General features: G+C 41.3%; 24 protein-coding genes and 1 tRNA gene. 4 read left to right on the top strand and 21 right to left on the bottom strand.

Annotated elements, in window-relative coordinates; translation table 11 throughout:
• Positions 1-225: 225 nt before the first annotated feature.
• The 6 genes from J7K40_08220 to J7K40_08195 form a co-directional block, all read right to left on the bottom strand.
• A complete protein-coding gene (locus J7K40_08220) occupies positions 226-3,036 on the bottom strand; it encodes a PD40 domain-containing protein (protein ID MCD6162382.1) in 2,811 nt (936 codons plus the stop codon).
• A gap of 166 nt (positions 3,037-3,202) precedes the next feature.
• On the bottom strand, positions 3,203-3,973 hold the full coding sequence (gene tatC / locus J7K40_08215; GenBank protein MCD6162381.1) for a twin-arginine translocase subunit TatC: 771 nt from the start codon (positions 3,971-3,973) through the stop codon (positions 3,203-3,205).
• A 30-nt stretch (positions 3,974-4,003) separates the two neighbouring features.
• Positions 4,004-4,783 (bottom strand): SAM-dependent chlorinase/fluorinase, encoded by a 780-nt coding sequence (locus J7K40_08210; GenBank protein MCD6162380.1) that lies wholly within the window; start codon positions 4,781-4,783, stop codon positions 4,004-4,006.
• Between the two features lies 1 nt (position 4,784).
• A complete protein-coding gene (locus J7K40_08205; GenBank protein MCD6162379.1) occupies positions 4,785-5,204 on the bottom strand; it encodes a DNA-binding protein in 420 nt (139 codons plus the stop codon).
• Between the two features lie 371 nt (positions 5,205-5,575).
• Entirely contained in the window at positions 5,576-6,382 is an 807-nt protein-coding gene (locus J7K40_08200; GenBank protein ID MCD6162378.1) for a class I SAM-dependent methyltransferase, read from the bottom strand.
• Positions 6,383-6,950: 568 nt separating this feature from the next.
• On the bottom strand, positions 6,951-8,759 hold the full coding sequence (locus J7K40_08195; GenBank protein ID MCD6162377.1) for a M3 family oligoendopeptidase: 1,809 nt from the start codon (positions 8,757-8,759) through the stop codon (positions 6,951-6,953).
• 287 nt (positions 8,760-9,046) lie between these two features.
• Here J7K40_08195 and J7K40_08190 point away from each other — a divergent pair, with 287 nt between their 5' ends.
• Positions 9,047-10,591, top strand: coding sequence for a hypothetical protein (locus J7K40_08190; protein MCD6162376.1), 1,545 nt, complete (start codon positions 9,047-9,049; stop codon positions 10,589-10,591).
• Between the two features lie 228 nt (positions 10,592-10,819).
• Here J7K40_08190 and J7K40_08185 read toward each other — a convergent pair whose 3' ends face one another.
• From J7K40_08185 to J7K40_08150, 8 genes are all read right to left on the bottom strand, one after another.
• Complete coding sequence (locus tag J7K40_08185) at positions 10,820-11,071, bottom strand: hypothetical protein (GenBank protein ID MCD6162375.1); 252 nt, start codon at positions 11,069-11,071, stop codon at positions 10,820-10,822.
• A gap of 96 nt (positions 11,072-11,167) precedes the next feature.
• On the bottom strand, positions 11,168-11,449 hold the full coding sequence (locus tag J7K40_08180) for a hypothetical protein (protein MCD6162374.1): 282 nt from the start codon (positions 11,447-11,449) through the stop codon (positions 11,168-11,170).
• A gap of 18 nt (positions 11,450-11,467) precedes the next feature.
• Positions 11,468-11,752 carry a hypothetical protein gene (locus J7K40_08175; protein MCD6162373.1) on the bottom strand — a complete coding sequence of 95 codons (285 nt, stop codon included), beginning with the start codon at positions 11,750-11,752 and terminating at the stop codon, positions 11,468-11,470.
• A gap of 34 nt (positions 11,753-11,786) precedes the next feature.
• Positions 11,787-12,521 carry a hypothetical protein gene (locus J7K40_08170; GenBank protein ID MCD6162372.1) on the bottom strand — a complete coding sequence of 245 codons (735 nt, stop codon included), beginning with the start codon at positions 12,519-12,521 and terminating at the stop codon, positions 11,787-11,789.
• A gap of 140 nt (positions 12,522-12,661) precedes the next feature.
• Positions 12,662-13,768: an LPP20 family lipoprotein gene (locus J7K40_08165; protein MCD6162371.1), complete on the bottom strand. Its 1,107-nt coding sequence runs from the start codon at positions 13,766-13,768 to the stop codon at positions 12,662-12,664.
• Between the two features lie 199 nt (positions 13,769-13,967).
• Positions 13,968-15,383 carry a hypothetical protein gene (locus J7K40_08160; protein ID MCD6162370.1) on the bottom strand — a complete coding sequence of 472 codons (1,416 nt, stop codon included), beginning with the start codon at positions 15,381-15,383 and terminating at the stop codon, positions 13,968-13,970.
• Between the two features lie 88 nt (positions 15,384-15,471).
• Entirely contained in the window at positions 15,472-16,068 is a 597-nt protein-coding gene (locus tag J7K40_08155) for a penicillin-binding protein activator LpoB (protein ID MCD6162369.1), read from the bottom strand.
• A gap of 297 nt (positions 16,069-16,365) precedes the next feature.
• Complete coding sequence (locus J7K40_08150) at positions 16,366-17,601, bottom strand: hypothetical protein (GenBank protein MCD6162368.1); 1,236 nt, start codon at positions 17,599-17,601, stop codon at positions 16,366-16,368.
• Between the two features lie 84 nt (positions 17,602-17,685).
• On the opposite strand from J7K40_08150, the gene J7K40_08145 reads away from it, so the two are divergent.
• Positions 17,686-17,916, top strand: a complete 231-nt coding sequence (locus J7K40_08145) for a hypothetical protein (protein MCD6162367.1) — start codon at positions 17,686-17,688, stop codon at positions 17,914-17,916.
• Here J7K40_08145 and J7K40_08140 read toward each other — a convergent pair.
• Genes J7K40_08140 through J7K40_08130 form a run of 3 tightly spaced genes read right to left on the bottom strand, consistent with a single transcriptional unit; the run spans position 17,898 to position 19,169 of the window.
• Positions 17,898-18,428, bottom strand: a complete 531-nt coding sequence (locus J7K40_08140) for an adenine phosphoribosyltransferase (GenBank protein MCD6162366.1) — start codon at positions 18,426-18,428, stop codon at positions 17,898-17,900. The two genes, J7K40_08145 and J7K40_08140, sit on opposite strands and share 19 nt — an antisense overlap.
• Positions 18,429-18,436: 8 nt before the next feature.
• A complete protein-coding gene (locus J7K40_08135; protein ID MCD6162365.1) occupies positions 18,437-18,718 on the bottom strand; it encodes an acylphosphatase in 282 nt (93 codons plus the stop codon).
• Positions 18,711-19,169, bottom strand: coding sequence for a TIGR00725 family protein (locus J7K40_08130; protein ID MCD6162364.1), 459 nt, complete (start codon positions 19,167-19,169; stop codon positions 18,711-18,713). The genes J7K40_08135 and J7K40_08130 overlap by 8 nt, the downstream gene beginning before the upstream one ends.
• Positions 19,170-19,510: 341 nt before the next feature.
• Between J7K40_08130 and J7K40_08125 the strand changes: the two genes are divergently transcribed.
• Together J7K40_08125 and J7K40_08120 are read left to right on the top strand one after the other, a co-directional pair.
• Positions 19,511-22,246 carry a T9SS type A sorting domain-containing protein gene (locus J7K40_08125; protein MCD6162363.1) on the top strand — a complete coding sequence of 912 codons (2,736 nt, stop codon included), beginning with the start codon at positions 19,511-19,513 and terminating at the stop codon, positions 22,244-22,246.
• A gap of 9 nt (positions 22,247-22,255) precedes the next feature.
• A complete protein-coding gene (locus J7K40_08120; GenBank protein MCD6162362.1) occupies positions 22,256-23,257 on the top strand; it encodes a T9SS type A sorting domain-containing protein in 1,002 nt (333 codons plus the stop codon).
• A gap of 102 nt (positions 23,258-23,359) precedes the next feature.
• On the opposite strand, the gene J7K40_08115 is transcribed toward J7K40_08120, so the two are convergent.
• The 4 genes from J7K40_08115 to J7K40_08100 form a co-directional block, all read right to left on the bottom strand.
• Positions 23,360-23,433, bottom strand: a tRNA-Pro gene (locus J7K40_08115).
• Positions 23,434-23,611: 178 nt separating this feature from the next.
• Complete coding sequence (locus J7K40_08110) at positions 23,612-24,295, bottom strand: thermonuclease family protein (protein ID MCD6162361.1); 684 nt, start codon at positions 24,293-24,295, stop codon at positions 23,612-23,614.
• A gap of 199 nt (positions 24,296-24,494) precedes the next feature.
• On the bottom strand, positions 24,495-25,595 hold the full coding sequence (locus tag J7K40_08105) for a TonB family protein (GenBank protein ID MCD6162360.1): 1,101 nt from the start codon (positions 25,593-25,595) through the stop codon (positions 24,495-24,497).
• Complete coding sequence (locus tag J7K40_08100; GenBank protein MCD6162359.1) at positions 25,595-26,170, bottom strand: RNA polymerase sigma factor; 576 nt, start codon at positions 26,168-26,170, stop codon at positions 25,595-25,597. The genes J7K40_08105 and J7K40_08100 overlap by 1 nt, the downstream gene beginning before the upstream one ends.
• Between the last annotated feature and the right edge of the window lie 390 nt (positions 26,171-26,560).

The following is a 26,560-nucleotide window of genomic DNA, read 5'->3' as shown; positions in this document are numbered from 1 at the left end:
AGTGTGGGAATGACATCACTATAGCATCCGCCTAAGGCGGACAAAAGGCCGGACAGCAGTGAAATTAAATAGTATTTGAAAATCAACATCATAAGCCTTTTTTCAACAGCGAAGAGACATCCGGCAACTGTCGGATGCCCCGTTTTATCAACAAACTTTCCAATTGTCAAACAATGTCTGGCAGCCAGCGTAATGTTTAAATAACACTCTTTCAGACTCGGAACTTTAAAAATTCCAGCCAAAGAAAAAGTCAAAATCGAAACCATTCTTTACATGTTTAAAGTCGGTAGTTCGGGTAAAATCAAAACGTAAAACTGTAACATAACCCAAATTAACTCTCCAGCCGAAACCGAAACTTCCAGCCAGATTGCCGGTTTTATCATCCCATGCCTTGCCGGCATCGAAAAATATTGCGCCTCGTATTGCGCTGAAATCTATTGCGCCAAAGGGGAAACCGATATGCAGGCGGTTTAAAAGCGGGAAACGCAGTTCGTTGTTTACCAAAAACATATTGCTTCCGTAAAAATGACGCAGGGAGTAGCCGCGAAGGTCCCAACTTCCGCCAAGATAATAGCGTTGAGGGTCTTCACCCTGCGACGTGAAATACATTGTGCGAAATGCGAAAGTCGATGATTCGCTTAATCTGAAATATTTGCGAATATCAGTTTTTATTGAGGAGTTATAATAGTTCGCTTCTTTTATATTTAATGAGCCGGAAACATTCAAATGAATACGATAACCGTCAATCGGTCCCGCTGATCCCCAGATAGATGTGTCTTTAATATATGAAAGCATGCCGGTGGCGACAACAGCGTCGGGGTCATCACCAAAAAGCGTTTCCTTGAAATATTTACGCAGATATAAGGAAGCCTCAACCCTGTCAAATCTTGAAAACGGATAGCTTAAAAGACCCAATCCGCCGTACGATTCCTCGGAAACAAAACCGTAATGAGCATCATTATACTCATGATAAAAACGATACACGCCTAATCCCCAGTTGAGCCGTTTCTGACGGTTAAAATATGTTACAGCGACATTGAAGCTGTTGATTAACTCATTTTTAGTGTTGGCGGTATTATATACTAAAAAATAGTACTGATGGTTGCCAAGCATATCGGTGAAAGCTCCCTGCAAACCGCCAACCGTGCCGTTAATAGCATCATAAGAAACCGCTGATTGGGCAATATCAAATGAAAATTTTGTTTTATATTTAACATTTCCTTTAATATAGTCGCCGCTTAGCTCGTTTGGTTCCCAGTTTGAGGTATCTGCCCAGGCTATTGCCATTGGTTGATTGGACATTTCGAAAGCTGAATCCGCTTTGATGAGCGAATCTAAATCCATAGTGTAAATATTATAGCTTTGGTCCTGATAGCCGCAGAAAACCAAAGCCGAATCATTGGGAGTGAAAACCGGGTCGAAAACGCCGGTTGCGAAATCTGTAAGCCTAACCAAACGAGGCTTTTCAGATAGCGGATTTTCCAACAAGTATATATTAGAGACACCGTTCATATCGGAGGTGAAAAGCATCCGATCGCTGCTAAACGACATTTTCGGTGTTAAGTTTTTATATTCTCCAAAAGTAATTTGTTTGATTTTGCCTGTGGATAAATAATATGAGAATATATTCATGCTTTCAGAACCGCTTCTATCGGAACTGAACACTATAATAGAACTATCACTGGAAAAAGCCGGCGTTTGGTCATAGTAAATATCATCAGTGAGTTTTTTAAGCTCTTCCGCTTGGATGTCATAATAATAAATATCTGTCTGACCATCCATAGTAGTACCGCCAAAAACTATCTTTTTACTGTCGGGAGACCATGAGGGCGAATTGATATTAATCAAGCCCTCAAATCTATACTCATCCACAATTTTTTTAACCTGTGTATCATATATATAAAGCACGTCTGTTTCATGGCTTTTGGAGGCGAAAGTCAGGCGACCATTGTTATTGACATCGATTTTCGAGTCGATAAAATGCAATGATTCAAACCGGGCTGACCTCTGTCCTTTTATAATTCGCTGCATACCTTCTTGTTCTCCCGAAAGAGACATTACAGCGATATTAGTATAGCCAAGACGGTAGGTTTTGAAAGCGATATAATCCTGTTTGCCGCCCTCGGTGATATTGGAAAAGACAGTAGGTTTAACATTGTATCGTTTTGTAGTCAGCCTTTTGGCGGTATATCCTGGCAGGTGCTGGTCATCAAGGCAAGGGTAATAATTCTTTTTAAGGTAATACTCCCACTCTTTCCAAATCACTGCTAATGGTTTGCCGAATGTTTGCTCGACAAGCATGTTAAATGTTGGTTCTTTCCACCAGTTTTCCAAAAGAATCGTTATTTTATCATCCCCGTAAGTTTCCGCCACAAAGTTTAAGAAAGATTGACCAACTTTATACATAAGGAAAGTGCCGGATATGGTATACATTTTATCCAATGGGACAATATTTCCCGATATAACCATATCCCGAATAACCATATCAGCTTCAGAACTCCAGCCCTCAGACCAGTGCTCGGCAAGTCCCTCGGTAAACCATAATGGAGACCGCGCGGGATTTCTTTTCCGATGAGATTTGCAGATATAAGCAGTTTTGTTCATCTGAAAAACATGCGTTAATTCATGGCGAATGAGATCGGCAAGGTCTTTATAGGAGCCATGATAATGAACAACCACACGTTCTTTTAAATACTCGGTAAAGCCGGCAACACCCTCCGGCAATAGCTGAGGGATAACATTTGTTTGATGGAAATATGTTGGCGAGCTATATATAATCAGCGGGATTTTCTTTTTGATAATATGGTTGAATTTCTCGACATGAAATTCATAGCTATCCTCGGCAAGCTTGGCCGCTATTTTAGCGATTCTCTCTTCCTCCGGGTAAAAGTAAACATTGAAATGATCGGAGGTTAAAACTTGCCAGTTGAAATTTGTATATTGGACTTTATTCTGTCCGAAATAATATTGACCCCAACTTATAGCGGGAATTATTACTAAAGCCAAAAACAACGCTTTAGAGATATATTTTTTCATAGTAAAACTGCCTTCCTTATAATACTACATGAAATAAAAATAATATGTTCCGATATTTGCTGTCTTTCATATATTATCACCATCCCATATATAAGCAAATATATTACCATTTTCGGAACTGTATATTATTATTTTACATAACATACATGATTTCAACAGGTTAACTTCACCCTGTCAGATTTTTTGAGGCTGATTCCTGTTTTTCTGCAGAGCCTGTCAACTTAACAATTATGATAGAGATTTCATATAATATGTATAATGGAATTCCTATACCAAGTTGGCTGATAAAATCCGGCGGTGTGAGAACTGCCGCCAAAATAGCGATAATCAGCACCGCATAGCGTCGCCCCTTAGCTAAGAATTTCGATGAAATTAGCCCGATTTTCCCAAGAAAAAATGATACCACAGGAAGTTGAAATACTATTCCGAAAGCCAATATCAACATTAGGATAAAACTTAAATAATCCCCCATCATTAATGTCGGTTGAGTACCCTCGGGAGCTTGAGTATAAAAGAAACCTAATCCGTACGGCAAAAGGATGAAATAACAAAACAAAGTGCCTACGAAAAAAAACAAGGTTGAGAATAACACAATCGGCATAACCACTTTAACCTCACGGTCATATAGTCCTGGCAGGACGAATTTCCATATCTGGTAGAAGATTATCGGCGAGGCGGCAATAGCGCCGCCAACTATCGATAGTTTCAAGCGAGTCGTGAAACCCTCAGTAACTTTGAAGTAATGTATTTTCAATTCGGGCGCGGCTTGGTTTAAGGGGTACCATAGAGCTTGAAAAAGATAATCCGAAAATATATAAGCCGCCACTGCGCAAATGATTATTGCCGCAATTATCTTAATAAGACGCCAACGAAGCTCCTCAAGATGGCTAAGAAAAGGCATTTCATTTGACTGTTCACTGTAGATTTCATCCGACATGCTTAGTATTTTCCTTTTAAAAATTATTCCTTAGTTATTGTAATCAACTACCTTAACTTCCTCATAGATTAGGGCGCCGAAATAATTGGCGGCATGACCGCCATTGATAGCAATCTCGACATAATCCGTAGAACCGATATAAGCTAACGGCTGTTTGGCCTCAACATCGGCGTAGCTTTTACTTAATCCGGTTATCTTACAGCCGCAGACAATAAATTTTGAATCCTGCTTTACCATATCAGCTGGAATATTGGTTACCAGATTGCCAAAGAAATCAATATCAATAACTTTGCCGATAATATCATTCTTGATTTTTTCGGGCAATGGTTCATTTATTATAACCGGGTCGTTGATTTTGGGACCAAAGTCGTCAAGCGGTACGCCAAGCGTGATATAGCCTGCTGCCGGAGCAAATAAATCTCGACCATAAAAAGTTTCCGAACCGGTAGTCAGGCGGTATTTAGGATTGTTAATTTGAAAGCATTCATAATCGCTTGATGATTTAAACACTGGCGTAAAAACGCCATTGTCCGGGCCAATATAATAATAACGTTCATCCCTGACTATAATAGAGCGCCTTTTAGGGCCGACAGTTGGGTCTACTACCACCATATGAATAGTCTCATCAGGATAAAAACTGCAGCTGTTTATCAGAGCTCGTGATGCTTTTCTTATATCGGCTGGCGGGACGGCGCAGGTTATAATTATTATGTCTATCTCGGGATTTATCGATTTGAGGACACCGTATACAGCTCCCATATAGCCGTCTGAGGTACCAAAATCGGTTATTAACGTTACTATCTTTTTCATATTAAATATCAAGCAGTTTAAGGTTAAAGTTTTCGTTTAACTTACGGGTGAATTTATCTTGAAATGTCTGAATAAATATCTCCCCGGTAACAGCTACGGTTCCGCTGAAGAGATGACCGCCTATTGTTTGACAATCGGCATCCCCCAGCACACAGTGAACATGCAAAATCGGTTCATCGTTAGCATATGAAATATTTCCCTTTAATGAAAGCAATTCATATGCACCGTTAAAAACCTGTTTGTTGTACTGCTTATTATTACGGTTGAAATAACCCAAAGTTACTTCAGTGAGAGCGCCGATACCGGTGATTGTCCCTGATTGTATTTTTTCGCTTATGATGAAATTTGTTATAGCGGATATTATTTCCTCGTCTTTATCGATTCGGAGGAAGAAGCCGTTGTTTATTTTTTTTGCTTTCATTTATTGTTCCTTTCGTTTTTTTGCATCAGGTCTGAAAACCTGATAGCACAATTCAATGCCGTCAGGAAAGAGTTCCCAACGATACCGCAATTATAATTATAAATGATATATTAAATTGCCGGACGGAATACAACAGAAAAAATACATTTGTAATGTTATCTGCCTAACCCGAATTATTCATAAACTCCTATAGGGTAATGCAGCAGCTCCGCCACTGGCGGAGACCAAAGGAAGCGCGGCAATCTGTATGCCTTAATTTGCATGGCAACAAGGAGATTGCCGCGTCGTTCGCCAGAGGCGTCCGCCATAGGCGGAGCAATGACTTTCTTATATATTTTATGAATAATATGGGCTAAGACAGCACCCTCCCGCTATTGCTTTTGACCTATGAGAATATAGCTAAGCGGTATCTTATGTCCTTTTTCAAGAGGCGCATGCTCCGGTGATAAATGGTGCGGGTTTTCATAAAATTCTTCAATGACGATACCATTCCTAATAACCGCATTGAAAACATCAGATAGGCGATATGTAAAAGAATAAGTTGTTTCTGATTTATACCTTGTTTTACCGATATAATCAATGCCATCGTTATCAATCCATGGCTCAGTTCGGAAATAGGAGTTAACTATTTTCAAAGGATTATCAGAATCGAAGCCCTCCTCATTTTCATATAGAAAAATATCAGTAATTGGGTGGGAATCATATATCATAATTTTGCCGCTGTCTTTTAGCATCTTCGATACTATACTGAAAAAGATGTTTAAATCGGGCAGCCATGTAAGTGCGCCTATAGTTATATAAATAAAATCGAACTGATTGTAATACTCCTCGCCGATATCATATACATCGGTTCTGATAAAATCGCAGTTTAAGCCGGATATTTCAGCCAATTCGAGAGCTTCTTTTATCGCTTCATCGGAAATATCGAAACCGACACCTGAGTCGGCGCCGAGATTAATCAACGAAAGAGTCTCACTGCCATTATTACAGCACAATTGGGCAACATGCTTGCCCTTAATTGGGATATCTACAAGTTTCTCAGTTTCATATTTATCTAAAATTGAAAAGCCTTCAACTTTGAATTTTTCTTTGAGATTGACTTTCCGGGCTTTCTGGTGAATAGGTGTTACTTCATTCCAGGCTTCCCGGTTGCTGTTAGTGATATATTTTAGTTCCATTATACCTTACTCCTTCATGCTAGTTGTTCATCAGGTTGACAGCAAAATCCTTATGTGTTGTCGAGTGTTACTCGCCCGACAAGCTGTCAAGTCTTAAGACCCGACTGCAAGAAGGCGACATAGACGACTATCAAATAAGATTAGCCGCTGCAATAAATGATATATGAAATTGCGCCAGTGAATACAATAGAAAAATGCAGCGGGGCTAACAGGGGTAGTTCATTTAGCGGAATCGCGGTCGGTGCAAGGGAGAGACGCCAACCGCGATGTTCCACATAGTACAGAGAGATCCTTCGTCATTATATACAATTATGCAGTCATTTTATTCCTTGATTATTTTTTTGATATTCTTTGCAAGTTATTAAAGTTGGCGTACGCCAACCACAATATAAATCTAACTCTGTATACATCAGCGCGCAGGAGTGTATTGCAATACGCCCCTACGCATTACGTTTATATGAAATTTAATCTTGCTACCAAGCGCTGTTTGGCAACAAGAAGACGTATCAGTAGGCGTCAGTCCGCTTTAGGCGGGCATCCTTAACATATAAATGTGAGCTAAACTTTACTACACTTCCTCTGCCAGCTTGACAAACGAGTCGATATCTGCCATTGCGCGGCTGACAGCATCCTGCCAGTAATCCTCTTTGGTCAGGTCGATGCCGAGATGCTTTTTGGCGACCTCTTCAGTCATCATGCCGCCGGTATCTGCCAATAAAGCCTTGTAAGCGCCAGCAAATGATGAGCCTTCTTTTACAGCTCTGTCATAGATACCAATCGCAAATAAATAACCGAATGTATAGGGGAAATTATAGAACGGTACACCGGTAAAGAAGAAATGCAGCTTGGAGGCCCAGAACATCGGGTGCCAGCCGTCTTTCTCATCTAACGTGCCGGCATAAGCTTTCTTTTGCGCATCGACCATGATTTCATCCAACTGCTGGCGGCTGACTATGCCCTTTTTGCGTTCTTCATAGAAAACAGAGTCGAAAAGATAACGAGCATGAATATTGCATAACATGATATAGGCATCCTGAAGCTTCTGATCAAGCATCATCAGCTTCTCCTGCTTGTCGGATGCTAATTCTAAGGCGGCATCCTTAACCCGCAATTCGTTGAACGTGGAAGCGGTTTCAGCTAATGTCATCGGATAGCGGGAGGCGAATATCGGTTTTTCCTTAAGTACCCAGCTATGATAGGCATGTCCCAGCTCATGGGCTAATGTTGATAAATCGCCGAATGTTTGAGTGTATGTCATAAAGATGCGCGATTGTTTCTTCATAGGCAAGCCGGTACAAAATCCGCCAGCCGCCTTGCCGGGACGGTCTTCCGCCTCTATCCAGTTATTATCAAGCGCCATCTTCGAGAATTCACCCATCTCCTTGCTGAAACTGCCGATATGCTCGACAATAAAATCGCCTGCTTCTTTGTAGGAATAGGTTTTGTCAAGTTTGCCAACCGGAGTTGTCTGGTCATACCACATATATCTATCGATACCCAGCAATTTCTTTCGGGCATCGACATATTTGTTAAATCCGGGAGCGGCTTTGGAAATTACCGACCACATAGCATCAATAGTTTCCTTTTTCAGGCGAGCATTCTTCAATGGCTCAAAAAGCGGTGAATCCCAGCCGCGATTTTTATAAAGGGCAAGCCTGAATCCAGCCTGTGAGTTTAATGTCAACGCCGACAATTCCGCTCTTGATTCCCAGGCTTCGGTCATTTTCTCGAATGCCTGCTTGCGGATATTTCTATCGGGCGCATCCATCTTGGGCGCTAATTGCCCCATTGAGATATTTTTAGTCTCGTTGTTTTCGGTGAAATCAACCCGTAAATCGCCTGCCATTTTATCATACAGACGGTTCCAGCCATGATAACCATCTACCGCCAGATCTAAAACCAACTTCTCATATTCGGGCGGCATTTTATCTTTCGCCTTCTCCCTGATCTGATCGAGGAAGAATCTGATTTCATCCAATTTGGCGGCGGCAATAAATTTATCCCATTCATCATCGGATAGCTTAAGGGACAACTCCTCGAAATTAGTCATCATCGACTGCCATTGAGCAGAGTAAACGTCAATCTCAGCATCGATTTTATGGCCTTCGGTATCGTCCACATCCTGACTGACAAGACATCCGGCGAAAGAACTGGCATGATAAATTTCTCTATACAACTGCTGCATATCGAGGATAAATTTACCCCATTTCTCGTATGTAGAGCTGTCGCTTTTGCCGGCAAGCCGTTCAACATCTTTTTCAGCCACTTCAAGTTTAGCATTAATTTGCGCCCTGAATTTGGCATATTCTTTGGACTTAGAACCGCCGGAAAATACGGATTCCAAATCCCACCTGGGGGCGATACTTTTTTCAGTCATTATTTATCCTTCCTTTAAACCTTGATGATGTACAATTTATGTACACAATTAATATTCAATATTTTATGCCTTAGTATATAAATTTGATGATTGCTTTGGCAAGGGGAATTATTGCAGGAGTTTCCCCGTATTTTTTCAAAACATTGAAGGTCGGGTTCTGACTCGTCGAAGGCGCGGAAAAACCCGACACTTCTCTCAACAATATGTCTCTCTAATTAACACTTGCAATATTGTAAATATACGTTATTTTAAACTCAATAATCTACATTGCTTTAAGGAGGATTTTAATGAAATCGCGAACTCTAATTATCATAGCGTTAGCGTTGCTTAGTTTTTCATATATTTATGCTCAACAAAGTTTTGATTCCGATACTATCGTGGTTACCCGCTGGCTGGATGACTCAACTCGGCCGATTACTTATGATGAGTATATCGAATCAAGGGATTTTTCTCCCTCGGCTAATATTAAACAGATTAGCACACCTACAATCACTACAGATATAATGATTGATATATTTGTTAATGAAGACCTGTATCCTCAAATTGAATCGGTATTGGATACATTTCTGTTTGACCTTCGGCTTGATGGCTACGGTGTAAATCTATATACTGCGCTCGAAACTCAATCCCCTAATAGTTTACGAGACACATTATACAACCACTGGCAAAACCAGGAAATAGAGGGCGTAATTCTTATCGGCGATTTAACCGTGCCCTGGTATGAGATGGATGAACCATGGGATCCCTATAATTTTGTGACGTTTCCATGCGATCTTTATTTTATGGATCTCGATGGCACCTGGGGCGACTCCGATTATGATGGCATATTCGATAGCCATACGAATCCTGATTACTACGCTGATATCTGGGTCGGACGTCTGTATGCCTCGACTATGACCGACTACGGCGCTGATGAGGTGTCGATATTGCAGAATTATTTTCGGAAAAACCATCAGTATCGTATCGGCGACTTGCGCTTGACCGACCACGCCTTAGCTTTCATCGATAACGACTGGAATACCTCCGGCTGGGGTAATGATGTGGCGCTGGCATTCCCAAACACCAATGCAATTACTGACATCTACGAGACCAGTCGTCAGAATTATATAAATAATGTAGCCGAGGTTGCCGACAGTCAATACGAACATGTCTTGATATGTTCGCATTCATCGCCGTATGCTCATTACATTTATTATAATGAAGACAGCTATCAGCTATTTCATAATGAAGAAATCGAATCCTATATGATGCAGGCGCTTTCGTATAATCTTTTTGCCTGTTCCAACGCGCGGTTTATTGAGTATAACAACATGGGCGGCTGGTATATATATGAGACCGAGTATGGACTTCTATCTGTCGGCAGTACCAAGACCGGCTCGATGCTTTGTTTCGAGGATTATTACTGGCCACTTGGCAGCGGAGCATCCTATGGGCAGGCTTTCTTGTCATGGACACAGACGGATATCGAATCATGCGCCGGCAGCAGCAGCCGCGGCTGGTTTTATGGCATGTGTATTCAGGGCGACCCCACTTTGAAAGTGGCGAGGTTCCAGGAGCCTATTGTATATTGCGATTATATCCCCGGCGATATTAATGGCGATGGCAACGTTTTGGGAAGCGATGTTACGTACAGCGTCCGTTATTTCAAGGGAGTAGGCGAGCCGCCGCCGGACAGCTGTTGGGATGAGGAAACTTCTGGTTGGTTATATGTCGGTGGAGATGTTAACGGCACCTGCGAATTTTTAGGCTCGGATATAACATACTTGGTAAGTTATTTCAGAGGTGTTAACGATTCGATACTGCACTGCCCGCGCTTTCCGATATTGGAATAGCAAACAAGGATTGATATAAATGTTGGCGCACGGGGGCGTACACCAATCACAACGTCATTCCCAACCTGATTGGGAATCCAGCCTCAGGTCAGGTTCCGAACGGAGTGAGCGGACGGAGTCCTTTATTCAACCCGACACGCTTACCTTTAACATTGATTTATAAGATTAACATAGCAGGTCTGAAAAATAAACTCACCTGTTTAGGTGGTGTGTATGTGTTTTATAATTTTATAACTTGTACTTAAATTGCTGCACTCGAAGCTCAGGGAAAGCGGTTTTCAAATTAGCAATACTTTTTTTCGCTAATATAGAGTAGCCGCCAACGACTACAACTCCTTTAATAGGTTTTTCAATTTCTATCGAAGGAAAAGCGTGTGCGTTTAGAAATCCGATTTGGCATTTCTGTTCATACATTATCTCGTAGCACTTTTTGTAGTCATCAAAATAGTTTTCAATATGCTTAACATAGCCATGTAGCAAGGTGCCCCACTCCCGCCCAAAGCGGGAGTGGGTTGCCTCATTATCATTCGTTCACCAGCAAGTTGGCATAAGCAAAGTAAAAATTAAATCCGACATTTATGAGTATTGCACATAACCCACCCCGCAGTAGCGGGGATGGGGCACCGGCGCATTTGTGCCCTCAAAGAATTTTCTATGAATATTTACCTTATATTTATTTGGCGTTTTGAGTGATATTTTCGAAAGGCTGCAGCCTTTGTAATAGATATTTAGATAGTTGTCTCTGATTGCTAAATCAAGTTCTCCATTGGAATTATTAACTATTTTAATTAAATTCTTGAAGTCAGTTTTAAACCGTGGTAGGTTTTCAGTTGAAAGATATCTTTTAATTATCGGCATTTATTTCTCCTCCTTTTTTTATATGACGCAAGGTGTCGGGTTTCTCCCGTTGGTCGGAACCCGACCAACTTTACTATAGAGTGTGCCTTGATACAAATCCACGGCTCTGGTAAGAGTAGCATTCTCATTCAATATACCGCATTCATTCTCCGACTTTTCGCTCAAAATATTATCATCAGCTATAATCTTCAGTAATTTTTGCCTGTAATTGATCAAGCCTTCCAGCGGTTCGTCAAACTCGTTATTTGTATCCGCTGTCTTCTTTTTTTTGCTACAGGGAATCAAAATTAACGATTTGCACATTTTAGCTTCCAATTTTATTGTCAAGAATTTGCGCTTACATTGCATTAATGTAATGTTCGAACACATTGAAAAAGTTTTCATCATATGGATTGCCAATGCCATCACTTTGCCAAAGGCCTGAATTTACCACCTTATCTCTGGACGAATCTTTTCCAAGCCAGTTATCAGATGGTTTATCAGAATTTCTTGGGTCGCCCAATAGGCCAATAATATTATCTTCCAGATACTTTCTATCATTGTGGTTAGACACATATTCCTTATTATCGCTTTCCGGATCAACTCTTAGAATTAGAAATGGCAGATTTCTTATATATTCGCTAACATCTCCTTCAAGGCCTCCTTCTCCAATTCTTGTGTCCCCTTTCGCAGTGTTTCTAATGCCCCATGTTGGATAATCCAAATCATCTTTTTTTATCATGGCTTCACCGACTAAAAGCCTGAAGATTGAGCCCCGGTGATTTCCTCCCATATTTTTTTTATTGCCTTTATGTTGTTTTAATCGACCCCATAGAGTGGATTTACCAATGTCTCTTTTTATAGCATGAGTCCCAACCCGAACAACTCTTAAAGGATTACGATCTAAACGTTTTTCGTTTTCATCGAAAAAGAAATAAATTCCACGTTTACATTTTTTCCAGTAAGGCAATCGGCCATCGCAATTTGATAGTTTTATGCCAATACAATTTTCAAACCCAAGCTTGTTTGAACATATCTCTCTTAGCTTTTCTAAATACTCATAAAATCCATTTAAGTCATCCAAATATGGCATGTCTTTTCCTTTAAAATAGTGTAAAACGTCACACTCGACAGGCCTGACATGATTTTCTCTAACTTATATATTCATCACAAGTTCTTATGCGTCAGGATGGAAGCTTGCGACATCCTGACGCCTACTGCAAAATAATCCGCCTACTTCCCTCCCAGCATCGATTCCAAATGCTCGCCAAACTTCTTATACAAATCTTTCCGCAAGGCAACACTCATCCGCTTGGCGGCGCGGCGTTCTGCCTCTCCGTACGATTTGTGGCCCTCGCGGGAATCATCGCTGTAGGTGAGGAATTCCGAATTGGAGGCGGTCTCCGTGAAATGAAGCTCGACATACCAGCGCACAAAGAAGCCCTTGCGTTCGAGATGCTCCATATTCATCTTGCCGGAAACTATTATATCCGGATTAACATCGACTATGCGCAAACCATAAGCACCTAAAACCTCAGCCACAGTGGCAGGGAACTCATCCCATTTATCAAATTTTAAATCGAGCATAACGCCTATGGTCTTGGCTAAATCGTGACGGGCGCCAATCAGCTCGGTCGATTTTATTGCCGGCGTATATTCACGGTTTCCCAGCGAAATAGAATTAAGCTGTTCGCTTTTAATGTCTCTCTCGACAGCCAGACTTAAAGCCTTGGTAATATTAGCTAACGCAGTCAGCTTGTTTTCTGATTCCTGCATAGCCTGATAATATGCCGCTATGTCCTTGTCGAGTATTTCGAGGTCTTTGATTAATATATCAGAGGTTTCGGAACGATCCATATAGGCGAAAGCGTAATAGAGGCCATCCTCATCCGAAAGCCAGGTTTTGGCAATATTGATATTTTTCAGATTTTGCTGAGTCGTTAAATCAATCTGGTTTGTAAAAGAGGTCGTTGCCTGAAGCTTCATATTATCGCTGGTGCCCTTTTCCAGATAATTTTCAACAAGCATCTGCTGTGATTTTATATCCACCTTGATAGTCTGGGCGATGCCGTTAATCGCTTTCTTTTCGGCGCTCTCTTTGGTATCGCCCGAGCCGGTGGCGGTGATATACCATTCATGCGGATATCTTGTTTGAGGGTCGATTTTATCCGCCAGCCTCTTTTTCTCCGAGATACGCTGAGCTGGCTGTTTCTGGGTATGCCCGCAGGCGGTGATGGTTATCAGAAATGCTATGATGCATAGCTGAAGTGTATGTAAATTGGCGCACGAGGACGTACGCCATCCACAGGAAAGAAGCTGGATATTTTTAGTATCGTTCATGTAAACCTCCTTTATTGCTTATTGATATTATAATCGGACAAGATATCGCTTTGCAATTAGTTGCCAACCCGCCGCTTGGTAGCTAGTAAAAAAATAACAAACAACTCTAATTACCAAGCGCCGCTTGGTAATTAGAGTGGGCGTATGCAATACGCCCCTACGCGTTACTTTAATTATCACTTTTAAAGGGATTAAATCCTTACTTTAATGCAAAAACCTCCACTAAATTGAAATCGTTTTGTTTTACTACAAAGCCCGGGATAAACCTGGAATATACGAGAGTACCGTTCGAGCTTAGGAAATCGACGGTTATATCATACGTGCCGGGCGCAATTTCGAAATCGCCGACATATATTTTGCCGGGCAGAAGTCTGCCGCATCTCAAATCGGCATTCTCGATAGCATCCATACCGATATCAACGGCAGCTTTAGCCAGCCAGCCGCCTAATCCGCCGCCGGTATCTTTATGCAGTTTCGCCTTGAGTTTTTCGGCAGCTAATCCTTTGGCAATGGCGCGGGCTATCGAACGGAAATATATCAGCGATTTTTTTGCTTTGAATGTTTCGATAGCAACTTTGGAAACATCCTCAATAAGCTTCAATTCGCCAATGTTTTTATTATTAGCCTTAACTCTAATCCTGCTTATCCTTGAATGTCTTGGCACAATTTCGGGAATTGAGAATTTGAAATAATAATCAGCCTCCACAGGAAATGAGATATGCCCATATTCGGCATCTTTCTTTTTCTCATCGGTGTAGAGAACTTGAACTAACCTCAATTGCCGGTCGGTTCTAATACGCAGTCCCAATGCTTTTTTTACAGGCGATAAGCCTGCCAGAGCAACACAGCTTAAGATGGCGTTTCCTTTGGCTTTGGTATTGTAACTAACCTCCGGCAAACCGAAATTGTAAATATGCGGCTGGGATTTAAATGCGCCTGTCAGCATCTCGTAATCGATGCGGGCATCATCATAAAGACCATCCGCGGCATACATGTGCATACTTAGGTAGCGGGCGAATGCATCATTGTTGAACCGCACTTTAGCAACATTGTATTTGATATGAGCATTAACATCAGCCGTATCATCATGGGCTTTCTGGCTGTACAGGTCGGCGGCTTTGGCGTATTTCTGTTCAAGCAATTCAAGTTTTTCATTTGCCCGGCGAATTTCCACAAAAGCATCATCAAACATATCACGTGAAAGATAATTTAGCACCATAATCAGATTCGTGTAGAGTATTTCATAATCCTCACCGGAATATTCGAGGACATTATCATTGAGAAATAATGATGTGGCGGCTCTGGAAATGCTTTTGGTGAATAAATCCTCAGCAGCCATTTCCGCCATAGACAACTTTTCGCTGCTTAGTGTATGATTTAGAGCATAGTGATTAGCCATACCGGAATCGAGATAATACAGGAAGCGGTCTTTTTTGGCGTATTTATTATCAGCGCGGGCGGCTTCAACCTTGACAACAGCATCGGCGAATTTATCGGTCTGCAGGTCGGCGGTTATAGGCTCATAAAATTTATGTTTTGTAGCAATTGAGCCGCAACCTGTGATGATAAGCAAAGAGAGAACAGCTATTAATTTAAAAGCCAGACCTCTATACATAAGGCAAACCCCATTTTTTCTATTTTAAAATTTATTAAACCAAAACCTAAACGGTTCCGATTTGACATTATTCATCAGGTCGGGATTTCTACCACTTCTTGCCTTTTTGCGTGATATCTTTTTTAATCTTCTTGGCACCTATCCAGACTTTTTCATTACTTTCGATATTAATCAGTTCCATATCAGTCTGATAGAATATAACGCGTCTGCCCTCTATCTGGTCGACAATCGTTTTAATTGAGCCTTGAAGCATGAAATCAGCGCCGGTTTCCATTGCTAAGCGTTTGGCGGTTTCATCCGAGGCGTTATATTGCTGGTCATCCCGCTCATCTCGAATCTCGTCGCGTTCGGTGCGGCTGGCGACAAATTTCACCTTGCCGGAATTAATCAGTTCACGCTCGAAATCTTTCGTGAAAACCTCAGTATCGATATGCTCATTGCTTTTGTTGCGAATTGTGCCGACAATGACAGCTGGTTTTCTTCCCTCTGCTATATTAAAATCATTAACCCAGGGGCGGGCGAGACAATCGGAAACCATCTCCTGTGATACAAGGCGTGAGTCCGCATCGTTCCATCTGCCGCTCAAATCGATTGTTGTATCAGCGGCTACTCGTGAAACCTGACGGGATGAACCGCAGGCAAACATCAAGCAAGCGATTAATAATACGCCGATTAGTTTTTTCATTTTCCCTCCATAATTTTTGGATATTTTATTGAATGACTTTTGATAACTTTGCAAAACATGTATTAATCATATAATCCATAACTCCACGAGCGAATTTATCTTCAGTACCGTTAGCATGTCAAGTCAATTCTTCAGCTGAAGATAATAATTTTAGTATATTGTATTGTCGGACAAATTTACTCGATAGTTATTTTATATGTTGCAGGGTCCCCCCTGACCCTACAATATCTATAGTTAATTCAAGTCATCGCTAAACTTAAAATTCGCCCGGTTATGGGACTTGTCAGTATCCGGCAGCTATTCGCTCCCAACATACAAATTCGGGTCGCTGCCGATTATCCGCATCATCCGGTTTTCGGTTGTAAGCCAATCATTGAGATAGGTATAAGCGGGATATTTAATATCGGGTTCGGATGCCTCCTGCCGACCGACTGGCACGGCTTTTTCGGGCAGTCTTCTTAGCCTAAGTTTCAATGAATGCCCGGTTCCCTTGCGCGCATCGCTTTGATAGTCATCGAAAAGATATTTGACCATCTCCCCTATTTCATTGCTTGTTTTGAAACGCGCGCCCTTCATAGCCTGATAAATATTGCCAAGGTCATCCTGTCCATACTCTCGTTTGGAATTAACAGTATTGATAGTTTCCTTTAACAATTCGGATTCAACATGATATCTGGCTAAGGCATTTTTTAGACGGCTGGTTCCGCTATATTCAGCCGCCGCTACATCCGCTTTCAACTCCGAGACTAACGAATAGCCGCTGGTAATATTCGATATTACCGTCCTTCCCATAAAAGCGAACCAGGCAACCGGATTGAAAGACAGCAAAATCTCATAATCAATTATATTATCAGCAATCGCTTGAAAACGCTGGTTTAGCCTTTTTATAACAATCCCTGCTGACTCATCACTGCCGTCATAATAGGCAAACTGGCGCGCTAACAATACTTTTAAGTCGCTGGCGGTAAGAAATTGAAGAGAAGAAAGGCCTATTTTCAATCTCTTATAACCGCCGGAGAAAATATTGTCAAGAGAGTTTACATCCTCTGCTATCTCAATTTCCGCACCCGGAGTTATATGGATATCATCTACCGAGGATATATCAAAACGCTCAGCCAACTCATCAGACAGCTTTGATAATATCGGCTCTGTCATATGAGATACCGATATATACGCCGTAGTGTCAGCATATCTCTTTTTCAATGCCACCGGCAGAGTTGCAATTCCGCCTAAGACAAACAACGCCTCGCCAACAAGGATTAGCAGCGACAGCTCCGGGGGAAGCGAAAAAATATGCGGCATTGAAAGAACTGCAATAACTGTCAAGGAAATGGTAATCAGGAAAATATCCATAAAATAGAATACCGTCAAAGTTTTCATAAACGACAAATAGACAAACTCGGCGGTTTCCTGTGTTTCATCGGGATATTCTTTATAATTTTGTAGAAGGCGCCTGTCAAGGTAAAAACATAAGCCGGCTAATATGGCGCCGACTCCCAAGACAATCAGATTTAGTTTTACAATAAACAGCATTAAAACGCTCAGTTTTTTTCGTTATCTTCTTTATAATCAATCGGCTTGAATGCAGAATATTTTAGCGGATTATGGCTATAAATATTGATATCTTGTTTAATAGGCAAGCCTTTCAAGCTCGCATCGGGGTTGAAAACCCCGACTATTGAAGGATATGGTTTATCATGTGGGTTTAAGTATTGGCCTGATATGTTAATCTTAGCAATAGAATTTAATGCTAAGGTGTTAAAACATAGCAAGGTGTCGGGTATTTCCTCGCTTTCGGCGAGTCAGAACCCGACCACAACTACAACCAGCTACTCAGAATCATACTGAATCATCGAATAATACGGATACTTGCTCAGCCTTTTAACACCATCAAGAAATGACAACTCGACCAATACCCATACCTCGGCAACATCGCCGCCGAGACGTTCTACTAACTTGCAGGATGCTTCAAGCGTGCCGCCGGTCGCCAGAAGGTCATCGATTACCAATATTTTCATGCCGGAGGAGATAGCATCCCGGTGGATTTCCAAAGCCGCCTGCCCATATTCGAGATCATAAGATTCTGAAATAGTATCAGCGGGAAGCTTGCCCGGTTTGCGGGCGGGAATGAAACTTGTGCCCAGCCGGTCAGCCAAAGCCGCGCCAAAAATGAACCCTCGTGATTCTATACCAACAACGGCGTCTATTTGCTTCTGTTTGTATCGTTCGTAAAGATGGTCCATGACCGTTTTAAATGCCTGCGAATCCTGCAGTAATGTGGTGATATCCCGAAACACTATACCTTTCTTTGGGAAATCGGGAACATTTCTAATTACTTTTTTTAATTGTTCGATATTCATAATCCATCCTAAAATTTTATCGTAAACTTTTCAAATTCTCCGGTATAATTTTCCCATTTTGCATCTACATTAGAAACATGACCGGTAATCGGTCCTCTGCTGACATCCTTAAGGAAATCAGCTAACAGCCCTTTAGGTCCCTCCGCGGCAAATTCAACCTTGCCGTCAAACAGGTTTTTAACCCAGCCGGTAAGTTTGTATTGACCAGCCGCATCCTCAACAAAATACCTGAACCCAACTCCCTGAACGCGGCCGGATACATAGCCGTGAAGCCTGGCATAATCAGTCATTATAATTCCCCATCACTATATCAACAGCCTTTTGCGGGGCATCAGCCGCGATTACTCCCTCGATATCCCAGGTACCGAGTCCGGCTACTGTTTTGCCGACATCTAAGGCATAAGCAATCTCCGATAACGTGCCATACTTGCCGTCAATAGCGATAAAAGCCTCGGCTGTGTTGATTATCACTTTATTGCGGGCGGTGCCTATACCGGTTGCGATTGGTATTGTTACATAATCGTTAGCCGCTTTCGGGTTGTCCATAGGCAGAATGCCGATTGTTGCGCCGCCAGCCTCCGTGGCGCCTTTGCAGGCGGCTTCCATGATACCGCCAAGCCCGCCGCAAACCAATATCGCGCCCTGCTCTGTTAGAAGCTTGCCGACCTGATATGCCTGTTTGATATAAATCGGGTTAGCCTCCGAGCCGCCGATTACGCCGATTAATGGTTTATATTTCATAGGTATAGTATATCATATATTTAAAGGTTATGTCAATGATAAAGCTGTTTGGGCAGCAATTTTTAGCTTGACAAATCTTATTATATCCATTTTATTTAACATACAGAAATTTCTGTTTTAATATTTAAGATCATGGGAGGATATTATTGAGCTAAGTAATTTTTGACACAAGGGTTTTGATTGTTGTAATCATATCATCAATTTCAGCCTGAGCAAGCAGTTTGCCGGCTGATAACTGAATTAGGAATATAGAAAGAGGGGATAGCATAAAATATTAATTAAGCGCTTTGAATCAAGGTAATGATTTTAAAAGTAAAACATTAACTTATTGAGGAGAGAAAATGTTTAATCTTAACAGGGGCATGTTTTTTACTATCTTAGTAATAGCAGCCGCGCTATTTATTTCAAGCATAAGTCTTGCACAATTTGTGAGCGCTAAAACCATCTCGCTTAATGATGCGCTAAGTGAAATCAATATTAGCATTGTAAATGACACAACTTTTGCATGTCATGGCGAAGGAAATGCTATGTTTGATGCAGCAGCACAGAACATTCCATGTTCGAATTTTACTTTAGGAGAGTATGATAGTTATGAGATATCTGCTGGTGGCGATACAACGGGATACAATCCGGCAGTTCCCACACTATGTTTTAATATCTGTGTACCGACAACATTTATTGATCAGATAAACGCAGGCATTCCTCTTTTGGATAGAATCAGATTAAATTCAACACTTGTTCCGCTTGAAAATCCTACAGGTAAACTTATAAGACCCTCGCAGGATTTCCCAACCCTGACTTCAAGAGACCCCGCTGAATACAATTACGGTCCTGCCAGATTAGCTGATCCCGAATACTATCAGCAGCTAAACAATTTTCCTGAGTTGAGCGCCAGTGTAGTTCATGTTTCCGTGCTTCGAAATATTGGCATTATTGGTTTTGAAATTCCACTGGTGCAGTATAATGGAGCAGAGTGGTTCAGACTAAACAGCGCAAGTTTGGATATTCCAATATATGATATACAGAATGTACCCCCAATTGATAAAAAGAAGCTGTACCACGGAAACCACAATGGCTCTAACACTCAAGACACATGCTATATAACTTGGATGTCGGAGAGGTTTCCCTTTTTTGAAGCAGACCTAAGCAATCTATTCATAAATCCGCATGACTATGATAGATACAAACAGCCAATCTGCTTGGTAATACCTCCTGATTTGGATGATATCTATCTATCCCTATGGATTATTCCTGATTTATCTTATCAATCATATGGAAACCACCTTAGCGAATTGCTAACCAAGCTTGGCATTCCAAACATGTTCCTAACTATGGACCAACTTCAGAATACCGCTCCGGAATGGGACCGGCTTCAGGATAAGTTAAAGAGCCTGATATATTCCATGCACGGGAACAGCGGTTTAGTTGATCTCAACATAGTAGATGGCAGTCATTGGGATGAAAGCCGAATCTATCAACAGCTGTTTCTAACCAACACGAGCAGCGGACCAGGAGAGCCGGGCTGGGATAATTATTATCTCATCTTGGGAAACAGCACATATTATGGTGATGTGACAATTCCTATTCCTGGTTGGGACTTAGACGATGACGGCGCCTACGGCGAGATGTCTGACGACAGGTGGGATATTGGAGCTGAAATACAAGTGGGAAACATCCCCGCAAGAAATCCGGAAGAGTTCGGAATATACATTGATAATCTCGAGGACTACATGCTCAATGGTCCGGGAGTATCTGAACTTAATGCGAGAGTATTTTGCCATGACCAAATGGCAGACGATAATCAGGAGAATAAGGTTTTTGATTTCTTGCCGCGGAATAAATTCGCTATGATTGACACATTAAGTGGAGTAGAACCAGATGGAAACGCAGATCCAACTACCGGACCAACTGCCTCTAATCAAGTAGATCACATGTGGTTCTGGACGAAGATTGCTTTTTGGTTCAATTTGTCTCATGGAAATGGAGATAGCTGGACAGCATGTACTGATGACTATAACCATGCGGATAGGTCAATGGTCTGTTCAAATCAGGCAGACTTTGACTGGTGGGAAACCTATTGGCCGGGAACAGGAGCAGGCACTATTTCCGATTTAGCTGGAACAGATTTCTATTCCATCCTGTATTCTACTAGCTGTTGGGGCGCAGATTATGACCTGGATTGGCAAGCTATGTGTTCCAGATTGCTATTCCAACCGAATGGCGGAACTATAGCAAATGTTGGAAATACACGATGGGGATGGACTCTTGGTAGTTATCGTCAGGGTAGAATATTTTTTGATGAGCTTTTCAATAATTCAAATGGCGGCTGGTTCGGCTGTCGATCACTAAATAGGGCGAAACTACGTTGTCCTTATCACAGCGATCATTACAACACAAACTGGATGGGTTATGCAGGCCTGCGAATATGGACTGACATACCAAATCGGTTTGCTATTGATTCTCCGCCTTCAATGTCGGGAGATACAGTTTGGTTTGATGAAGTGGTGATCAGCGCTAACGGCGGTCCGCCGCCATCTGATGTTATTGTCTGTGTCTGGATGGGAACCGGTGAAGATTTCTCTTGGAAGTATGGGGTTGCCACTCCAGATGGACACATAGAAGATTTGAATGGCAACGAGTTTTTCTTTGTTCCTGTTCAAACTGATGAACCAGCCCCATATACGGATGCGGTCCAGGTTTGGGTTTCAGCCGTACATTCAGTCCAACATAATTTCTTGCCGCTGAGATATTCTATAAATTATGAAAATCAACATCATTCACAGCCTAAAGCGGCAACAGATACGAATTTGCCTGATAAATTCGCAATGCATCCTGCATATCCCAATCCATTTAATGCGGAAACAATAATCAAATATGACCTGCCGCAGGACTGTCAAGTTTCAATACAGGTTTATGATCTTTTAGGTCGTGAAGTTGCTAATCTTGTTGACGAATTCAAATCAGCGGGTTATCATCAAGTAGTTTTTAATGCCGCAGAATATTCAAGTGGTATGTATTTCTACCGGATAAAAGCCGATAAGTTTAATAAGACCTTGAGGATGGCTCTTATAAAGTAAGGAGATGTTATGAAAAAGAGGAATTTTGTAGCAGCATTAACATGCTGCCTGCTCTTCATTATTTCTTATCCTGTGAGTGGGAGTGAGGTCTTGATTGTAGATCTTGTTCCTGATATTAGTTCTGCAGGACAGAACGCCTTGGCAATTTTGGAAAACGAGTTTGGTTTAGATGTGGAATATGATACCACCATGATAAATCATGAATTTCCTGATAATGTAATGATATACGCTGGCGTGTATGGCGGCGAGATATTAGATAGCCTTGATGATGAACTCATTGCCATGCGAAGCCTTTGCACATCTCCAGGCCACAACATTGTAATTAGCGGGATTACAAGGGTAGGAAAGCTTCCAACACTATATTATGTTGGTTGTGGGACACCATCAGTAATAACCTGGCCTGGTGAAGAGTTATTCTCAGTAAATAGTAGCTCGATGTTTGATGGTTATCTGTTTTATTGTCACGAGGGCGAATATTTTTCCTACGCAGTTGGCAGTAATGGCCCCGGAATAATACAGCTCAAGATTAGACCAAATAATGAGTGTGGTAGTTCTCGAGCTGTTACTACCAGTCGAATGGGAAATGAGTATTTCTCCACCGAAATAGACCCAAGTTGGTTTCGCGATACCACAATTATTAATGGACAGGATACTACCATCTACAACACCGAAATAGACTACTACCGCGTACTTTGTTCTGACTTTTTCGGTCTGATGAACAGCATCGACGACCAACCTTCTGTTCCATTAAACTTCACTCTCAGCCAGAACTACCCCAACCCGTTTAATGCATCAACATTAATATCTTATTCGCTGGATATACCGTCTCATGTTAAATTGGATATATACGATTTATTAGGTCAACACATTGAAACATTGATAGACGAAAAACAGCTAACAGGCTTACACCAAGTAATGTGGAAACCAGATATTGCATCCGGAATCTATTTTTACAGTCTTCAAGTCGACGATGATAATGCAAAAACAATGAGGATGTGCTTATTAAAATAAAACTACATTCTACCCCAAATACTATAGATATTTTTGGGGATGAACTGACGCTTGATAAAACGGTTGTTCAAAACAACTACGCTGAACGTCAGTACAAATAAGTCGGGGCGAGAGGATTTGAACCTCCGACTTCACGGACCCGAACCGTGCGCGCTACCAGACTGCGCTACGCCCCGAACTTTTGTAAGTTATTTATTTTTTCCGCAATGTCAATGTTATATTTATAATAATTGCCGAATATCAACAATCCCGGGCGAATGCAACTCTCCCCTACGCGCAAATAATTTATTTGTTATCCGTGATATCGGGTATGTAAACCCGACAATACAGTAAAACTTTACATCACCGCATAAATCAAGGCCGGCAATTTCGACAGGGCGATAAACCCTGCTTTATTGCCTCTGCCCTTGTTGCGATTCTCCTGATTTTTGAAATATCGACTTTTTTTAGGTGAAAACAGAGCGGGCGATGAAATCTATAAGAGCCTTTTATATTGATATAATATTCCTCGGCAACCGGCTCGGGCAATGACCATATACCGATTTTATTCTCATATGCGTAAATCTGATACTGCAGGTATTCATCTTTAAGATAGGCATTATCCTTAAAGAGATATAAAACCGCTAAGCCGGCTTTCAGCATTAACTGGCTTACATTAGCCGAATCGACATATACCTCTGCTAAGGTGCGGCCGTACCTGTCTATACCCTTTCCTATCGGCTTAAGCGATACCTCTTTGCCAAGCACAAGATCCGAAAGATATTGCGTCGCCTCATCACAAAACGGCTCACCTTTTTCGGGCGTGTCAATCATAGCGATCCGCACTTTTTTGCCGGATGATAATGTAAAAGTATCACCATCATAAACTGTAACGGCTATCTTAGTAGAAATGGTTTTTTCATCTTTGGATTTTTCCTTGCCGCAGGAGGGAACTAATAGTGAGATTGAGATAAACAGTATTAAGAAAGCTTTTAGGTGCGACGGTCTAACTGAGATAAGGTTGGATTTGTTATCTGTTTTAGTTCTTGATGTAATCATACTATTTATTAAAATATATATACCTTTGTCAACACTGCAAGCTTTTTGTTAGAATGCTCCTACGGGATGAAACATATAATAATCAGAGTGTTGACAATTGATTATTAATTGGAATTCCTATAATGATATTGATTTTTATATAAACGTAACGCTTAGGGGCGTATTATAAAAGATGGGTTAAACAAATAAACCGAATAGCCTACTCTTTAATCACAAACCGGACTTTATAAATCACCCATACAGGCAGTTTTTTATTATCAATTTCTAATGGCTCAAATTCGTTTTTATAGGCGGCTTTTAATGCCTCCTCATCGAAACCATAATCGCCGATAGAACCCCTATATATAAATGCTTCAACAACCTTGCCCTCAGTATCGACTCGGGCTTTAATCCAGACTTCGCCCTGTTTTTTTAGCTTGAAAGCAAGCGGTGGATAAGTCGGAGCAACGGCTATTTTCATTGTTGGCATCTTTTCAAGAGTAATAACCCAATCATTTCTGCCGGCTTCCATTTCAATCGCTTTATGCTTTTGGGGGGATATTTCATTTTCAGCTCTTTGCTTTTTTGATTCATTGATGAATGCTCTGGAAGTTCTGATTCTTTGTTCAGCAGGTTTTTCATCTGAAATATGAGACAAATCGGTTGAAGTTCCCATAACTACCTCTTCACTTAAGGCTCTGGCAATCTTTATGTTTTCATTTTTAATGCCTTTATCGGTTAAATAAACCGCATCAATGGCAACTAAGGCACTGTCTTTGAACTCTTCCACTTCAGGTTTGGCAAGTATGGAAAATTCCTGCAGATGTATTCCCCCTGCCAAATTGACCTTAAAAACACTGGGGACATTCTGGGTTAAAGGAGCAGATATTGGCAAACTATCTCCTTTTGCCCGGCTTGCTTGAGGCAATTGCATCTGCTTGGCAATATCGGATATAGCTATAAATATTAACAAGATAGCGGCTGCCGCCGCGCCAAGAGAGAATATAAGATGTTTAAAAGCTATTTCGGGACGCTTAGTTATCTCTCTAACAACGCTCTTTTTGACCGATTCAGGCTGTTGGGTGCTTTCAAGCCGGTTGATTTCGCTAAAAACCTTAGTCTCGAATTTTTGCCAGTATTCATCATCCTTAACGATTTTACTCTGGTCTGACAATTCTATCAAACCAAGATAATCGGCATATACTTGACGGCAATCCCGGCAGTCTTTCATGTGATTAGCTAATTCTGCGGGCAATTTTTTCCTATCGGCATACTTTTGCGGATTTTCCCATAACTTATATTCAAATTCGCGGCAATTCATTATCTGTGTATCCCCATAGTTTTCAATATCTTCTCAAGTTCCTTTCTGGCTCTGAACAGACGCGACATTACAGTTCCCTGGCTTATGCCAAGCGTTTCGGCAATCTCCTGATAACTTAAATCCTCGGTAAATCTCAAAGTAAGAATCTCTCTTTTTGCCGGCGGTAATTTCATCAGCGCATTGTTGAACAACTCCATGGTATCGCTGTGGCTATTTTCAGTTTCGCTTTCATTCAGGCTTTTATGAGTTGTGAACCGTTCAACTAAATCGGCAAAACCGCTTCGATGACGGAGCCTATCGCGGCAGCAGTTGGTTAGAATCGTATAGAACCAGGGCGCAAACGGTCTTCCTTTATCGAATCGCTGACGGTTGGCATAGATTTTCACAAAACAGTCTTGAGCGGCGTCCTCACAGTCGTCAAAATCGCCGAGATAGCGATAGGCGTAGTTTAATGCTTTAACCTGGTACCGTTTCATAAGTTCCGTCAAAGCTGATTTGTCTCCACCAGTCAGCTTCTCCATTAGCTCATTATCACTAAGGGCGTTAATCGTCTTATCTATGTATTTCTCTCCCAATCTAATACGTCCGAATATTTATTCTATTCCCTAATATTTATATGATTTTGTGGGGTTATTGCAAGTGTTTTTGTGAATATACTTAACCCGCATTATTTATAAATTATAATCCGATATAGATAGTATCATCTACCAGACTTGTCGGAAGTAATTTTACGACAGCACAAGGTAACTTACTACAACATATCACTACTGTCCGGCTTTTTCAATAGAATTCTCCAATTAATACACAATAAATGAAACTTGCTTAAGCCATAACATATAAAACAATAAGCCGTTAGAATATCTTTATAAACACCTGTGTTCTGTTTTTTGCTTCATAGATATTTCCGGATTAGATTTCAGAAGTCGACTTTGATTCGATGATTATCCATTTATGTCATTCCCCCG

The organism is Candidatus Zixiibacteriota bacterium (genome assembly GCA_021159005.1).
Lineage (GTDB): Bacteria > Zixibacteria > MSB-5A5 > UBA10806 > 4484-95 > JAGGSN01.
The sequence above is the reverse complement of the archived record's forward strand: the minus strand, read 5'-3'. Positions and strand labels throughout refer to the sequence as shown.

Excerpts from the sequence above, each read along its gene's own strand:
- J7K40_08160 (MCD6162370.1), bottom strand. The coding sequence starts at position 15,383 with ATGTATAGAGGTCTGGCTTTTAAATTAATAGCTGTTCTCTCTTTGCTT.
- J7K40_08175 (MCD6162373.1), bottom strand. The coding sequence starts at position 11,752 with ATGTGCAAATCGTTAATTTTGATTCCCTGTAGCAAAAAAAAGAAGACA.
- J7K40_08180 (MCD6162374.1), bottom strand. The coding sequence starts at position 11,449 with ATGCCGATAATTAAAAGATATCTTTCAACTGAAAACCTACCACGGTTT.
- J7K40_08110 (MCD6162361.1), bottom strand. The coding sequence starts at position 24,295 with ATGATTACATCAAGAACTAAAACAGATAACAAATCCAACCTTATCTCA.
- J7K40_08200 (MCD6162378.1), bottom strand. The coding sequence starts at position 6,382 with ATGGAACTAAAATATATCACTAACAGCAACCGGGAAGCCTGGAATGAA.
- J7K40_08135 (MCD6162365.1), bottom strand. The coding sequence starts at position 18,718 with ATGACTGATTATGCCAGGCTTCACGGCTATGTATCCGGCCGCGTTCAG.
- tatC (MCD6162381.1), bottom strand. The coding sequence starts at position 3,973 with ATGTCGGATGAAATCTACAGTGAACAGTCAAATGAAATGCCTTTTCTT.
- J7K40_08150 (MCD6162368.1), bottom strand. The coding sequence starts at position 17,601 with ATGCTGTTTATTGTAAAACTAAATCTGATTGTCTTGGGAGTCGGCGCC.
- J7K40_08220 (MCD6162382.1), bottom strand. The coding sequence starts at position 3,036 with ATGAAAAAATATATCTCTAAAGCGTTGTTTTTGGCTTTAGTAATAATT.
- J7K40_08105 (MCD6162360.1), bottom strand. The coding sequence starts at position 25,595 with ATGAATTGCCGCGAATTTGAATATAAGTTATGGGAAAATCCGCAAAAG.
- J7K40_08210 (MCD6162380.1), bottom strand. The coding sequence starts at position 4,783 with ATGAAAAAGATAGTAACGTTAATAACCGATTTTGGTACCTCAGACGGC.
- J7K40_08120 (MCD6162362.1), top strand. The coding sequence starts at position 22,256 with ATGAAAAAGAGGAATTTTGTAGCAGCATTAACATGCTGCCTGCTCTTC.
- J7K40_08195 (MCD6162377.1), bottom strand. The coding sequence starts at position 8,759 with ATGACTGAAAAAAGTATCGCCCCCAGGTGGGATTTGGAATCCGTATTT.
- J7K40_08155 (MCD6162369.1), bottom strand. The coding sequence starts at position 16,068 with ATGAAAAAACTAATCGGCGTATTATTAATCGCTTGCTTGATGTTTGCC.
- J7K40_08130 (MCD6162364.1), bottom strand. The coding sequence starts at position 19,169 with ATGAAATATAAACCATTAATCGGCGTAATCGGCGGCTCGGAGGCTAAC.
- J7K40_08140 (MCD6162366.1), bottom strand. The coding sequence starts at position 18,428 with ATGAATATCGAACAATTAAAAAAAGTAATTAGAAATGTTCCCGATTTC.
- J7K40_08125 (MCD6162363.1), top strand. The coding sequence starts at position 19,511 with ATGTTTAATCTTAACAGGGGCATGTTTTTTACTATCTTAGTAATAGCA.
- J7K40_08170 (MCD6162372.1), bottom strand. The coding sequence starts at position 12,521 with ATGCCATATTTGGATGACTTAAATGGATTTTATGAGTATTTAGAAAAG.
- J7K40_08165 (MCD6162371.1), bottom strand. The coding sequence starts at position 13,768 with ATGAACGATACTAAAAATATCCAGCTTCTTTCCTGTGGATGGCGTACG.
- J7K40_08190 (MCD6162376.1), top strand. The coding sequence starts at position 9,047 with ATGAAATCGCGAACTCTAATTATCATAGCGTTAGCGTTGCTTAGTTTT.
- J7K40_08205 (MCD6162379.1), bottom strand. The coding sequence starts at position 5,204 with ATGAAAGCAAAAAAAATAAACAACGGCTTCTTCCTCCGAATCGATAAA.